This is a genomic window from Pseudomonas sp. R25(2017), assembly GCF_002112565.1.
Classification (GTDB): Bacteria; Pseudomonadota; Gammaproteobacteria; order Pseudomonadales; family Pseudomonadaceae; genus Aquipseudomonas; species Aquipseudomonas ekonensis.
The window spans coordinates 12,343-25,615 of sequence record NZ_NEHZ01000015.1 but is presented as its reverse complement, the minus strand read 5'-3'; the positions used below and the strand labels follow the sequence as shown (position 1 = coordinate 25,615).

Genomic DNA, 13,273 nt, shown 5'->3' with positions numbered 1-13,273 from the left:
GAGCGGCTGTCATGAGCGCAGCTGAAACCAGGTGGTTTTCAGCTGGGTGTATTTGTCGAACGAATGCAGCGACAGGTCGCGGCCGAAGCCGGACTGCTTGCCGCCGCCGAACGGTACGGTGACGTCCAGCGCATCGACGCTGTTGACCGACACCGTCCCCGCCCGCAATTGCCGGGCCACCCGGTGGGCGCGGTGCAGGTCATCGGTCCACAGCGATGCCGCCAGACCGTAGACGCTGTCGTTGGCCAACCGCAAGGCGTGGGCCTCGTCGTCGAACGGGATCACCGCCAGCACCGGGCCGAACACCTCCTCGCGAAACAGTGCCATGGACGGCTGCACGCCGGTGAGGATCGTCGGCTGGATGAAGTTCTCCGAGCCGTTGAAGCTCAGCTGCCGGCCCCCGCAGACCAGCGTCGCGCCTTCGCGCTCGGCCTCGCGGATGAAGCGCAGCACCGTCGCGGTCTGACGGCCGTCGACCATGGCCCCGGCGGCGCTCGCCGGATCCAGCGGATCCCCCGGCTGCCAGCGCTCGGCCTGCGCCTTGAGGCGCTCGACGAACTCGTCGTGGATCGAACGCTCCACCAGCAGCCGCGAGTTGGCCGAACAGACTTCGCCCTGGTTGAAGAAGATGCCGAACGCGGCTTTCTGCGCCGCCAGCTCCAGGTCCCGGCAATCGGCGAACACCAGGTTGGCGCTCTTGCCGCCGCACTCCAGCCACACCTGCTTGAGGTTCGACTGCGCCGAGTACTGCATGAAGTATTTGCCCACTTGCGTCGAGCCGGTGAACACCAGGCAATCGACGTCGGGGTGCAGTCCTAACGCTTTGCCGGCCTGTTCGCCGAGCCCCGGCAGCACGTTCAGCACGCCCGCCGGCAACCCGGCCTCCTGCGCCAGTTCGGCCAGGCGCAACGCGGAGAACGGCGACTGCTCGGCGGGCTTGAGGATCACCGAGTTGCCGGCCGCCAGCGCCGGGGCGAGCTTCCACGCGGCCATGTCCAGCGGGAAGTTCCACGGCACCACGGCGGCGACCACGCCCAGCGCTTCGCGGGTGATGGTGGCGAGCACGTTCGCGGCGCTCGGCGCCACTTGGTCGTAGAGCTTGTCGAGGCTTTCGGCGTACCAACGGAACACCCCGGCGGCGCCCGGCACGTCGATGTTGAAGGCGTCCATCACCGGTTTGCCCATGTTCAGCGAGTCGAGCAGCGCCAGCTCTTCGCGGTGGGCCAGGATCAGCTCGGCCAGCCGCAGCAGCACTTGCTTGCGCTCCACGGGCGAGCGCCCGGACCAGACGCCGCTGTCGAACGCCTGACGCGCATCGCGCACCGCCGCCTCGACGTCGGCCTCGCCGCACGCGGCGACATCCGCCAGGTGCGCGCCGGTCGCCGGATTGACCGCAGCAAAGGTCTGCCCCGACTGCGCGGCGCACCGTTTGCCGCCGATCACGGCCAGGTCGGGAAAGCTCAACGCAGCGGCCTTGCGCTGCCAGTCTGCACGTTCGAACACGGTCGGATGCTCCCTGTTGAGGTGTGATGCCTGTTCTTGTGCGGTCGATAGTCGCTCACCCCCGCGAGCGGCAAAACCAGTAAAAATGTCTTCGCAGGCAATGAAAAAGCTAACCAGCGGACAACCCCCTCGCGCGCGTATGAGGCTATTGTTCAGGGACAAAAAACACCGTCGCCGGAACGGAGGATGGCGGCACATGAATTGCGTGGATGTCGAGATCCGTTCGACCTGAGGTTTGCCGTGGCCGCTTACAACCTGCGTCAGTTGAAGTACTTCATCACCACCGTCGAGTGCGGCAGCGTCGCCGAAGCGTCGCGCAAGCTGTACATCGCCCAGCCGGCGATCTCCACGGCGATCAAGGGGCTGGAGGACAGCTTCGGCGTGCAGCTGCTGATCCGCCATCACGCCCAGGGCGTGTCCCTGACCCCCAGCGGCGCGCGGTTCTTCCGCAAGGCCCAGGAACTGCTGCGCATGGCCAAGGAGTTCGAGCAGAACGCCCTGGCCGACAACGACGTGGTGGCCGGGCAGATCGACATCGGCTGTTTCGAGACCGTCGCGCCGCTGTACCTGCCGCAACTGATGGCCGGGTTCTCGGCGCTGTACCCGGGGGTGAAGATCCGCATCCGCGACGGCGAACAGCAAGAGCTGGTGCAGGGCCTGACCTCCGGCACCTTCGACCTGGCGATCCTGTACAAGCACGACCTGGACGCCACCATCGAGACCGAACCCCTGATGCCGGCCCAGCGGCCGTATGCGCTGCTGCCGGCGGACCACCGCTTCGCCCAGCTCAAGCAGGTGTCGCTGCGCGACCTGTGCCTGGAACCGATGATCCTGCTGGACGTGCAGCCGAGCCGCACCTACTTCGTCAGCCTGTTCGAGGAGCTGGGCTTGAGCCCGCGGATCGAGTTCAGCTCGCCGTCCATCGAAATGGTGCGCGGCATGGTCGGCCAGGGTTTCGGCTTCTCGATCCTGGTCACCCGCCCGCACTCGGAATGCACCTACGACGGCAAGAAAGTGGTGTGCGTGGACATCGTCGAAGACGTCACCGGCTCAGGCTTGGTGGCAGCCTGGCTCAAGCGCGGGCAACTGACCAAGCCGGCGCAGCTGTTCGCCGATTACTGCCGCGAACAGCTGACCGCCAAAGCGGGTGCCTGAAAGCTGTAGCGAGGGAGCTTGCTCCCGCTCGGGCGCACAGCGCCCGCCCTCACCGATGCTCAAGTCCCCCGCGGCTTGGCCCGCGCCGTCGCCTCCGCCACCAACGGATCGTCCGGCCAGTAATGCTTGGGGTAGCGCCCCTTCAGATCCTTCTTCACCTCGGCATAGGTGCTGCGCCAGAAGTTGGCCAAGTCCTGCGTGACCTGCACCGGCCGCCGTGCGGGCGACAGCAGGTGCAGTTTCACCACCTGTCGGCCGCCGGCGATCCGCGGTGTGTCGGCGAGGCCGAACAGCTCCTGCAAACGCACCGCGAGGATCGGCGGATGTTCGCTGTAGTCGAGGCGGATCGACGAGCCCGACGGCACGCTCAGGTGATGCGGCGCCAGTTCGTCGAGCCGCTGCGGCAACGGCCACGGCAGCAGATTGCGCACGATGCTCGACAGGTCGAGGTTGGCGAAGTGGCTGAGTCGCGAGACCTTGCCCAGGTACGGCATCAGCCAGTCTTCGAGGGTTTTCAGCAACGTGGCGTCGCTGACGTCCGGCCATTGGCTGTCGCTCTGGGTGTCCAGGTCGAGCTGGCGCAGCAGCCCGACCCGCGCCTGCCACTGGCGCAGTTCCGGTGTCCACGGCAGCAATTCCAGCCCCTTGCGCCGCACCAGATTGACCAGCGCCTGACTGCGGGCGTTTTCATCGAGACCGGTCAGCGGCTCGCGGCTCAAGATCAGCTCGCCGACCTTGCGCTGGCGCTCGGCGCGCAGCACGCCTTCGCGTTCGTCCCAGTCCAGTTGATCGACGCTGTGCACCTGTTCGGCCAGCACCGAGTCGAACAGCGCCGGATCGAAATCCGCCGCCAGGTAGATCCGCTCCTCGCGCTGGCCCTGGCGGCTGCCGAGGTCGGCGATCACGATCCACGGCTCCTTCATCAGGCTGTCGGCTTCGGCGAACAGCGCCGCGCGCCCGTTGGCCAACCGGTATTCGGCACCGCCGGCCTTGCGCTGCTGGGCCACACGATCCGGATAGGCCAGCGCCAGCAAGGCGCCGAGCCAGCGCGGATGATCGGGGTCGGCCACCGGCTCGCTCGCTTTGCCGCGCAAGTAGCCGCGATATTGCTTGGCCAGTTGCCGGGCCCGCTGCACACCGCCCTGGGCACCGCGGGCCGCCCGCGCTTCGCCGGACAGCAACACCCGGCGACTGTGCAGATCGGCGCCGGCGCCGCGCAGGATGTCACGCTCGCCCAGCAGCGCTGCGACATCGCACGCCATCGCCGCCAGCCCCAGCGCCTGCCCGCGCAACAGCAGATGGGCGATGCGCGGATGGGCCGGCAGTTCGGCCATGGCCTGGCCGTGGCGGGTCAGGGTGTCGCCGTCCAGCGCGCCGAGACGCTGCAGCAAGTCCTGCGCCTGCGCATACGCGGCGGCGGGCGGCACGTCCAACCACACCAGATCCTTGGGCGCCACGCCCCAGCGGCCAAGCTGCAGCGCCAGCCCGGCCAGGTCTGCCGAAAGGATTTCCGCGCTGCCGTAGGCCGCCAGTTGTTCATGTTGATCCTGCGACCAGAGCCGGTAGCACACGCCCGGCTCCAGACGCCCCGCCCGGCCCGCGCGCTGGGTGGCGCTGGCCCGGGAGATGCGCTGGGTGTCGAGGCGGGTCATGCCGCTGCCGGGATCGAAGCGCGGCACCCGCGCCAGCCCGGCGTCGATCACCACGCGCACGCCGTTGATGGTCAGGCTGGTCTCGGCGATGTTGGTGGCCAGCACCACTTTGCGCTGGCCCGCCGGGGCCGGGTCGATGGCCGCGCGTTGGGCGGCCAGGTCCAGTTCGCCGTGCAGCGGGCACAACAACACGTCGTTGCGCTCGCCGAGGGCGTCGGCCAATTGCTGGTGGACTCGGCGGATCTCCGCTTGCCCCGGCAGGAACACCAGCAGGCTGCCGGGCTCGTCATGCAGGGCTTCGAGCACGGTCTGGGTGACGCGCTGATCGATGTATTCGCCGGGCTGGTACGGCCGGCCCCAGCGTGTGGTCACCGGGAACATCCGCCCTTCGCTGCGCAGGATCGGCGCATCGTCCAGCAGCCCGGCCAGGCGTTCGCCCTCCAGGGTCGCGGACATCAGCAAAATCTTCAGCGGCTGTTCAGCCCGGAACAGCTCGCGACCGTTCAGACTGAGCGCCAGCGCCAGGTCGGCGTCGAGGCTGCGTTCGTGGAATTCGTCGAAGATCAAAAGACCCACGCCTTCCAGCGCCGGGTCGTCCTGCAGGCGCCGGGTGAGGATACCTTCGGTGACCACCTCGATGCGGGTGCCGGGGCCGACCTTGCTGTCGAGGCGGATGCGGTAGCCGACGGTCTCGCCGACCTTCTCGCCCAGCTCGCTGGCCAGCCGCTCGGCCGCCGCGCGCGCCGCCAGCCGGCGCGGTTCGAGCATGAGGATGGTCTGCCCGGCCAGCCACGCCTCATCGAGCAAGGCCAGCGGCACGCGGGTGGTCTTGCCGGCGCCGGGCGGGGCTTCGAGCACGGCTTCGTGGCGTGTCGCCAGCGCGTCACGCAGGGCGGGTAGAACATCGTCGATCGGCAAAGAAATCATGCTGGCTCCCAAACAGAGTCGCGAGTATAACGGCGAACTGCCAGGTGTTCGTCAGGGTCTTAACTTCACACGACGACGCTTCGTCATCAGAGGATTCAGGAGATTTTTCCATGCGTTTACCTTTTCGCCTGATCGGCGGTGCACTGGTTGCCACCCTGCTCACCCAAGTGACCGCGTGCGGGTCGATCTTCTACCCGGACCGGCGCGGCCAGATCGACGGCAAGATCGACCCGGCCATCGCGGTGCTCGACGCCGTGGGCCTGCTGTTCTACATCATCCCCGGCCTGATCGCGTTCGCCGTGGACTTCACCACCGGCGCGATCTACTTCGAGCCGGGCAAGACGGCCCAGGTCGATCCGGCCAAGCTCAAGCAAGCGGTGGGCCCGGACGGTCAGGTCGATAACCTCAAATTGCAGGCTATCCTCGAAAGCGAACTGGGCCGCCACCTGCCGCTGGACGACCCGCGCCTGATCCGGCACAAGGGCAGCGCCCAGCAACTGGCGATGTTCGGCCTGCAACCGGCCGCTTGAACAAGGAACCGCTCCCGACATGACCTCCAGCCCCGAACACGCCCGCCTGCTGCGGCTGGCGACCCGCGCCTCGGTGGCGGTGGCCTGTACGCTGGTCATCGCCAAAGCGATCGCCTGGTGGCTGAGCGGTTCGGTGAGCATGCTCGCCGGCCTCACCGACTCGGCCCTCGACGGCGTCACCTCGCTGCTTAATCTGCTGGCGGTGCACTACGCGCTGCGGCCGGCGGACGACGATCACCGCTACGGGCACGGCAAGGCCGAGTCCCTGGCCGGCATGGCCCAGGCGCTGTTCATCGGCGGCAGTGCGGTGCTGATCGCCTTTCAGGCGTTCGAACGGCTCAAGCACCCCGAGCCCCTCGGCGCGCCATGGCTGAGCATCGGCGTGATCGTGTTTTCCCTGGTGCTGACGGCGGCGCTGCTGATGCTGCAGCACCGGGTGATCAAGCAGACTGGCTCCAACGCGGTGCGCGCCGACTCGCTGCACTACCGTTCGGACATGCTGCTCAACGGCAGCATCCTCATTGCGCTGGTGCTGGCGGGGCTGGGTTTCAATCAATTGGATGCCTGGTTCGGCCTGGGGATCGCCGCCTACATTCTGTGGAGCGCGATCCAGATCGCCCGGGAAAGCTTCGCGGTGCTGATGGACGAGGAACTGCCGGCGGACGTCAGCCAGCACATGCTCGAACTGGCCTGCGCCGTGCCCGGCGTGCTGGGCGCCCATGACCTGCGCACGCGGGTGTCGGGCAACCACTGGTTCGTGCAACTGCACCTGGAACTGCCGGGCGACCTGACCCTGACCGTGGCCCACGGCATCAGCGACCGGGCGGCGGATGCCATCCACGCCGCCTACCCGCGGGCCGAAGTGCTGGTGCACGCCGACCCGCAGGAAGTGGTGAACGCCGCGCGTGCCGGCACCGGGATCAGTAGTTGACCTGATACCCGCGGCTGCTCAGGCAATTGCCCTGGGCCTGGCGGTAGGCCTGCACCACTTCGGGCGCCGGCTGGTAGGTCGCGGTGCGCGGGTCGAAACCGCTTTGCTGCACCGCGTACTGATAGCACTCGTAACCGTCGCGCTGGACCTGCTCCGGCGACTGCCCGTTGGCCGGATAGGCCTCCACGTCATAGCCGTTTCCGGACGGCTGCGACGGCTGCACCGGCGGCTCCACCACCATGTAGTCCTGCGTCGCCTCCTGGTAGGCGTAATAGGAACCGGCGGCGAGGAACAACAGTGCGCCGCCGATCCACACTTCGCGGGCGTAGTCGGGCAGGTACTGGATGCGGATCCCGCGGGGCGGCTGAACCACGATGTAGCGTGGGCCCTGCGGGCGATACCAGTAGCCGCCGGAATAGAAATAGTCCTGGCCGCGGTAGGGCACGCGGAAGTCCCGGTCCGGGAAGCGGTCGATCACATGGCCCGGCCGGTACTGCGGGCCGGGGCCCCAGCCGTTGCCGCGACCGTCCGGGCGGCCGGGCCAGCGGTGGTCGTCGGGCCGGTTGCCGGTCTGCCAGGTCTGGTGGTAGCCGCCGTTCTGCGGACGCTCGTCGCGGTAGTAGCCGGGGCGCGGCTCCTGAGTCTGGCGCACGGTGTCGGGCCGCGGCTGGATCGGCAGGCTGTTGGCCGGCAGTTGCGGCGGTGGCGGCGGCTGGCGCACCGGGTTGGGGTTGTAGGCCGGGCGCTCGCGGTTCTGGTCGTGGCCCTGCCACTGGCCGTTGCCGTGCTGCTGGCCGTTGTTCTGCCACTGGCCATTGCCAGGCTGCTGGCCGTTGTGCTCGAACTGGCGGCTGTTGTCGCCGCGGATGATCTCGTTGTTCTGCGGGCGCGGCTGATTCTGCTGCGGGCCGTTCTGCCCATGGGACTGATGCTCGCCGTCCCGCCCCTGATTGTTGCCCTGATGCCCCGGCCCGCGTCCGCCGCCGTCCGGGCCGCGATTCTGCGGCTCATCGGCCAGCGCCTGCGCACCGACACTCACACACAGCAAACCAACACCGGCCAGACGCCAGATGCGCGACTTCATGAAATTCCTCACTGCGGGGGGTTAGGGCTTGTAGCTAAGACCGGGAATCGACACACCGGGTTCTGCTACAGGTTATCAGTCACGGCATTTATTTATTGAGCCGCGCACACGCGAAGGCAGGCAAATCGCAGGCAAGAAAAAGGGGAGACCCGTCGGCCTCCCCTTCAGAGAACTTCGTCCTGGCTCGACGCTTGTGGCGCCGGCTCACCTCACCCCGTCTTCTGGACAGTGTGCAGCTCGGGGGCCGGCGCGTCCCCGGTGGGGGCGGCGGCCGCGGCAGGCCTGATTGGGCGGCCGCAGTGGACTGTGTTACCGAGCAGTGATTCTGGTGATAAGGATAGGCCGGACGCCGCGACAGATGATTGCGAAGATTGCTCAAATAAACACCGCTTGCGCAATTTTTAACCCTGGATAGATAATCCGCCGCAATAGACAGCACAAAGGACAGATTGATGAGCAAACTCGACCGTTACGACCTGAGCATTTTGGCGGAGCTGCAGCGCGACGCCCGCATCTCCAACCAGGAGCTGGCCGAACGCATCGGTCTGTCGCCCTCGCCATGCTCGCGCCGGGTCAAGCAACTGGAGGACGACGGCTACATCTCGCGCCAGGTCGCCCTGCTCGACCGCAAGATGCTCGGCCTGAGCCTGACCGCCTATGTGCTGATCGGCATGGACCGGCACACGCCGGAGCGTTTCGAAAACTTCGAGGCGGCGATCCGCACCCTGCCGCAGGTGCTCGAATGCAGCCTGGTGACCGGGGTGGATGCCGACTATCAGTTGAAGGTGGTGGTGCCGGACATGGACCATTACCAGAAACTGCTGCTGGGCCACCTGACCCGGATCGAAGGGGTGACCAGCGTGCGCTCCAGCTTCGTGCTCAATCAGGTCCTGAACAGCACCGAACTTCCGTTGACCCACCTGCGCAGCTGAAGGCCCCTTCACAGGCCGGTCACCAGGATGTCGGCAATGCCGGCCTCATCGCTTGCAGGCAAGCTCCTGCAGGGTTTGGGGTGACAGCAGCTTTGCGGACATACGCGATCCCCTGTGGGAGCCAGCCGGCTGGCGATGGCGGTGCACCGGACACCGCCGATGCCGGCGACGGATGACTGCGGCACACCGCCGCAGGCCGATCCCCGCGCCGCCGCCCTTGGCGTATACTCCCCGCCGCCCTTTCAAGCCGCACGCGCCGGAGATGTCCGATGGATCCAGCACTGTTCGAAGAGTGGATGATGACTGGCCTGGTCAGCATCCTGATCATTTTCATGGGCTTCATCGTCTGGGACCTGGCGAAGAAATCCAAGGCCGGGCGCTTCGGCTCGTTCATCCTGTTCTTCGTGCTGGGTCTGGGCGTGGCCGCCTTCATCATCAAAAGCGTGGTGATCGGCCTGATCGAGTCCGGCGCCCTATAAGCGCGCCGGCACTTCCTTCCACTGGCCCTGATCGAGGCCGTCGAGCGTCCACCCGCCGATCCTGACCCGCACCAGCCGCAAGGTCGGCAGCCCCACCGCCGCCGTCATCCGCCGCACCTGACGGTTGCGGCCCTCCCGGATCACCAGTTCCAGCCAGCTCGTGGGCACGCTCTTGCGAAAGCGCACCGGCGGGTTGCGCGGCCACAGCTCAGGCTCGTCCAACTGCCGCGCTTCGGCGGGCAAAGTCATGCCGTCGTTGAGCTCGACGCCGTCACGCAGGCGCTGCAACTGCTCCGCGCTCGGCTCGCCCTCCACCTGTACCCAGTAGGTCTTGGCCAACTTGTGCTTGGGGTCGGCGATGCGCGCCTGCAACTGGCCGTCGTTGGTCAGCAGCAACAGGCCTTCGCTGTCGCGGTCCAGGCGGCCGGCCGGGTAGATGCCGGGCACGTCGATGTAGTCCTTGAGCGTCGCCCGCCCTTCGCCGTCGCTGAACTGCGTCAGCACATCGAACGGTTTGTTGAACAGGATCAGCTTCGGCTCGGCCGGCGGCGCCTTGGCGACACGGCGAGGGGCTGTCGGGGATGGCTTCGCGCCGGGGCGGCGGGAAGGCGGGCGTTGGGCACGGGACATGGGCAAAACAACATCTGACGGTCAGGGCCGACCATGCTAGTGCCCCGACCGCCAAATGGCCACGGCAAACCGTCAGCGGAACGGCGGTTCGTCGAAGCTGCGCAGCTTGCGCGAGTGCAGCGAGTTGAGTTCGGTGCGCAGCAGGTCCACCGCCTCGATGCCGATCTTCAGGTGCTGGCTGACCGCACGCTCATAGAAGGCGTTGGCCGAACCGGGCAGCTTGATCTCGCTGTGCAGCGGTTTGTCGGAGACGCACAGCAGCGTGCCGTACGGCACCCGCAGGCGATAGCCTTGCGCGGCGATGGTGCCGCTTTCCATGTCCACCGCCACGGCGCGGGACAGGTTGATCAGCGGACGCTCCTGGGCCCAGCGCAGTTCCCAGTTGCGGTCGTCGTAGGTCAGCACGGTGCCGGTGCGCAGGCGCTTCTTCAGGTCGTCGCCCTTGTCGCCGGTGACGTTGGCCGCCGCTTGCTGCAACGCCAGTTGCACCTCGGCCAGGGCCGGAATCGGAATGTTCGGCGGCACCACCCGGTCGAGGATCCCGTCGCGACGCATGTAGGCGTGGGCCAGCACGTAGTCGCCGATGGTCTGCGACTGACGCAGGCCGCCGCAGTGGCCGATCATCAGCCAGCAGTGCGGACGCAGCACCGCCAGGTGGTCGGTGATGTTCTTGGCGTTGGACGGGCCGACGCCGATGTTCACCAGGGTCACGCCGTGGCCGTCGCTGGCGATCAGGTGGTAGGCCGGCATCTGGTAACGGTGCCACACCACGCCGGCGGCGATGGCCGAGGCCTCGCCGTGATCCATGCCCTTCTCGATGATCACGTTGCCCGGCAGCACCATGCGCACGAAACGCGGGTCGCGGCGCAGTTGCTCAAGGCCGTGGACGATGAACTGGTCAACATAGCGGTGGTAGTTGGTCAGCAGGATCCACGGCTGCACGTGGCGCCAGTCGCTGCCGGTGTAGTGCACCAGCCGGCGCAGGGAGAAGTCCACCCGCGCGGCGTCGAACAGCGCCAGCGGCAGAGGGTCGGTGTTTTCCCAGTCGTAGAGGCCGTCGGCGATGCCGTCGGTGGCGGCGGACAGGTCGGTGCTCGGGAACACCCGCGCCAACACCGCGGCGGTGACGCCTGAACCGGCCAGCTCATCGCCCTGCTCGACCACGTACGGGTACGGGATGTTCTGCTCGCTGACGCCCACTTCAACGGTGACGGTGAAGTCGTGCATCAGCGGCGTCAGCTGCTCCAGCAGGTATTTGCGAAACGCCTTGGGATGGGTGACGGTGACGCTGTAGGTGCCCGGCAGCTGCACCTTGGCGTAGGCGCGGGTGGTCTGCGGGACTTCGCCCTGGCAGTGGTAGGTCAGGCGCAGTTCGGGGTAACGGAACAGGGCGCGCTGTGCGGCGTCCGGTTCGGCGCGGTCCTTGAGGTAACGCTTGAGCGCCGTGCTCAGCGCCGTGGTGGCCCGCTCGTGCAGCTCGGCCAAGAGGTCCACGGCCTGTTCGGCGGTTTGAACGACAATAAACGCTTCGGTCACGGTCAGCTTCCTGTGTTCTGTCTTGCAGGCCTTCATCTTGCCTGCAACGCGGCGTCACGGGAACAGTGGCGATTGGCTTTGCCGCAATCCTTGAGGCAAAGCGCAAACCTGTGGGAGCAACCGTCTCGGCTTTGCCCTGCGGCGCATGAGCTGACGCCATCGCCAGCAGGCTGGCTCCCACAGTGTTTTGTGCCTGGCGCCCCCCTTGTGGGATCGGGGCGGGATCAGAAACCCTGCGGCGTCGAGCGGGCGACAATGGCCGCCACGTCCACGCCACGGGGCAATGCGCCATAGACCCGGCCCGCGCCGTCGAGGCGGCTGGCGATGAAGGCGTCGCTGACCGCCGCATTCCCGGCCTCCAGCAACAGCTTCGCCTGCAGGCCGAGGGCGATGTCTTCGGTCAGTTGCCGCGCGCGGTACTGGATGTCGCCGGTGTCCTTGAACGCCGCCTGCAACCGCTGGATGTGCGCGGCCAGGCGCGGGTCGCCGTGGCCGTCGCCCAGTTCATGGAACAGCCCGTCGAGCACGCCCGGCTCTTTCGACAGGGCGCGCAGCACATCCAGGCACTGCACGTTGCCGGAACCTTCCCAGGTCGAGTTGACCGGCGCCTCGCGGTACAGCCGCGGCAGGATGCTGTCTTCGACGTAGCCGGCACCGCCCATGCACTCGGCGGCTTCGTTGATCATGGCCGGGGCGCGCTTGCAGATCCAATACTTGCCCACCGCCGTCACCAACCGCGCGAACTGCGCTTCGTGGCGGTCGTCCAGACGGTCCAGCGCCCGGCCCATGCGCAGGCTCAGGGCCAGCGCCGCTTCGCTTTCCAGCGCCAGGTCGGCCAGCACGTTCTGCATCAGCGGCTGCTCGCTGAGCAGCTTGCCGCCCACCTTGCGGTGCGCACAGTGGTGGCTGGCCTGGGTCAGCGCCTGGCGCATCAGCGAACTGGAGCCGACCATGCAGTCGAACCGGGTCATGGCGACCATCTCGATGATCGTCGGCACCCCGCGCCCCTCCTCGCCGACCATCCACGCCAGCGCCCCGCGGAACTCCACTTCGCTGGAGGCGTTGGAGCAGTTGCCGAGCTTGTTCTTCAGGCGCTGGATATAGAACTGGTTGCGCGTGTCGTCCGGGCGGTGGCGCGGCAGCAGGAAACAGCTCAGGCCCTTGTCGGTCTGCGCCAGGGTCAGGAACGCATCGCACATCGGCGCCGAACAGAACCACTTGTGCCCCACCAGCTCATAGGCCTGGCCCGGGCCGCCGGCGCCCACGGGGAACGCCTTGGTGGTGTTGGCGCGCACGTCGGTGCCGCCCTGCTTCTCGGTCATGGCCATGCCGATGGTCACGCCCGCCTTGTGGACCATGCCGACGTTGCGCGGGTCGTATTCGGTGGCGAGGATCTTCGGCAGCCAGCGCTCGGCCAGGTCCGGCTGCAGGCGCATCGCCGGCACGCTGGCGAAAGTCATGGTCAGCGGGCAGCCGCTGCCGGCCTCGGCCTGGCTATGCAGGTAGGTCATGGACGCCCGCGCCACATGGGCGCCGTCCTGCGGATGAGCCCAGGGCAGCGAGGTCAGGCCGTGCTCGATGGCCGTGCGCATCAGCTCGTGGTACGCGGGGTGGAACTCCACCAGGTCGATGCGGTGGCCGTAGCGGTCATGGCTGGCGAACACCGGCTTGTTCTGGTTGGCGAGGAACCCGGCCTCCATCAATGGCCCGCCGGCCAGGGCGCCGTAGGCGTCGATCCGCGACTCGGCCCAACCGGCGCCGAAGCGCCGCGACCACTCCTGCAGCGGCAGGTCGATGCGGTACAGGTTGGCGCCGTCCAGCGACGGCGGCTGGTTGGTGACTTCGTGGGTTTCGGCGAACTGATGCAGGTTCATGACGGGGCTCCTCCTGTCTGCCAGGCGTTCAGTTAAGCAC

At 67.5% G+C, this 13,273-nt stretch carries 11 protein-coding genes; 5 read left to right on the top strand and 6 right to left on the bottom strand.

What is annotated here, in order from left to right; genetic code table 11:
• Positions 1 to 9: 9 nt before the first annotated feature.
• Entirely contained in the window at positions 10 to 1,503 is a 1,494-nt protein-coding gene (locus tag CAG31_RS19145) for an aldehyde dehydrogenase (protein ID WP_085584034.1), read from the bottom strand.
• 240 nt (positions 1,504 to 1,743) lie between these two features.
• Between CAG31_RS19145 and CAG31_RS19140 the strand changes: the two genes are divergently transcribed.
• On the top strand, positions 1,744 to 2,658 hold the full coding sequence (locus CAG31_RS19140; protein WP_085584032.1) for a LysR family transcriptional regulator: 915 nt from the start codon (positions 1,744 to 1,746) through the stop codon (positions 2,656 to 2,658).
• Between the two features lie 59 nt (positions 2,659 to 2,717).
• Here the strand turns inward: CAG31_RS19140 and hrpB are convergent, their stop codons facing one another.
• Positions 2,718 to 5,237 (bottom strand): ATP-dependent helicase HrpB, encoded by a 2,520-nt coding sequence (gene hrpB / locus CAG31_RS19135; protein WP_085584030.1) that lies wholly within the window; start codon positions 5,235 to 5,237, stop codon positions 2,718 to 2,720.
• Between the two features lie 110 nt (positions 5,238 to 5,347).
• On the opposite strand from hrpB, the gene CAG31_RS19130 reads away from it, so the two are divergent.
• Complete coding sequence (locus CAG31_RS19130; protein WP_085584028.1) at positions 5,348 to 5,767, top strand: polyribonucleotide nucleotidyltransferase; 420 nt, start codon at positions 5,348 to 5,350, stop codon at positions 5,765 to 5,767.
• 19 nt (positions 5,768 to 5,786) lie between these two features.
• Positions 5,787 to 6,698, top strand: coding sequence for a cation diffusion facilitator family transporter (locus CAG31_RS19125; RefSeq protein WP_085584026.1), 912 nt, complete (start codon positions 5,787 to 5,789; stop codon positions 6,696 to 6,698).
• On the opposite strand, the gene CAG31_RS19120 is transcribed toward CAG31_RS19125, so the two are convergent.
• Positions 6,688 to 7,782 (bottom strand): DUF6515 family protein, encoded by a 1,095-nt coding sequence (locus CAG31_RS19120; RefSeq protein WP_085584024.1) that lies wholly within the window; start codon positions 7,780 to 7,782, stop codon positions 6,688 to 6,690. The two genes, CAG31_RS19125 and CAG31_RS19120, sit on opposite strands and share 11 nt — an antisense overlap.
• A 452-nt stretch (positions 7,783 to 8,234) precedes the next feature.
• On the opposite strand from CAG31_RS19120, the gene CAG31_RS19115 reads away from it, so the two are divergent.
• A complete protein-coding gene (locus CAG31_RS19115; protein WP_007909658.1) occupies positions 8,235 to 8,714 on the top strand; it encodes an Lrp/AsnC family transcriptional regulator in 480 nt (159 codons plus the stop codon).
• Positions 8,715 to 8,983: 269 nt separating this feature from the next.
• On the top strand, positions 8,984 to 9,193 hold the full coding sequence (locus CAG31_RS19110; RefSeq protein WP_016773053.1) for a DUF2788 domain-containing protein: 210 nt from the start codon (positions 8,984 to 8,986) through the stop codon (positions 9,191 to 9,193).
• Here CAG31_RS19110 and CAG31_RS19105 read toward each other — a convergent pair.
• The 3 genes from CAG31_RS19105 to CAG31_RS19095 all read right to left on the bottom strand — a co-directional run bounded on the left by CAG31_RS19105 (position 9,188) and on the right by CAG31_RS19095 (position 13,233).
• Entirely contained in the window at positions 9,188 to 9,823 is a 636-nt protein-coding gene (locus tag CAG31_RS19105; protein ID WP_085584021.1) for a pseudouridine synthase, read from the bottom strand. The genes CAG31_RS19110 and CAG31_RS19105 overlap by 6 nt on opposite strands.
• A 72-nt stretch (positions 9,824 to 9,895) precedes the next feature.
• Positions 9,896 to 11,395, bottom strand: coding sequence for an AMP nucleosidase (amn, locus tag CAG31_RS19100; RefSeq protein WP_170930001.1), 1,500 nt, complete (start codon positions 11,393 to 11,395; stop codon positions 9,896 to 9,898).
• 188 nt (positions 11,396 to 11,583) lie between these two features.
• Positions 11,584 to 13,233, bottom strand: coding sequence for an acyl-CoA dehydrogenase family protein (locus CAG31_RS19095; protein ID WP_085584019.1), 1,650 nt, complete (start codon positions 13,231 to 13,233; stop codon positions 11,584 to 11,586).
• Positions 13,234 to 13,273 lie beyond the last annotated feature (40 nt).

Bases quoted from the DNA above. Each gene is read 5' to 3' on its own strand.
- amn (WP_170930001.1), bottom strand. From the start codon at position 11,395: ATGAAGGCCTGCAAGACAGAACACAGGAAGCTGACCGTGACCGAAGCG.
- CAG31_RS19125 (WP_085584026.1), top strand. From the start codon at position 5,787: ATGACCTCCAGCCCCGAACACGCCCGCCTGCTGCGGCTGGCGACCCGC.
- CAG31_RS19120 (WP_085584024.1), bottom strand. From the start codon at position 7,782: ATGAAGTCGCGCATCTGGCGTCTGGCCGGTGTTGGTTTGCTGTGTGTG.
- CAG31_RS19105 (WP_085584021.1), bottom strand. From the start codon at position 9,823: ATGTCCCGTGCCCAACGCCCGCCTTCCCGCCGCCCCGGCGCGAAGCCA.
- CAG31_RS19095 (WP_085584019.1), bottom strand. From the start codon at position 13,233: ATGAACCTGCATCAGTTCGCCGAAACCCACGAAGTCACCAACCAGCCG.
- hrpB (WP_085584030.1), bottom strand. From the start codon at position 5,237: ATGATTTCTTTGCCGATCGACGATGTTCTACCCGCCCTGCGTGACGCG.
- CAG31_RS19115 (WP_007909658.1), top strand. From the start codon at position 8,235: ATGAGCAAACTCGACCGTTACGACCTGAGCATTTTGGCGGAGCTGCAG.
- CAG31_RS19130 (WP_085584028.1), top strand. From the start codon at position 5,348: ATGCGTTTACCTTTTCGCCTGATCGGCGGTGCACTGGTTGCCACCCTG.
- CAG31_RS19110 (WP_016773053.1), top strand. From the start codon at position 8,984: ATGGATCCAGCACTGTTCGAAGAGTGGATGATGACTGGCCTGGTCAGC.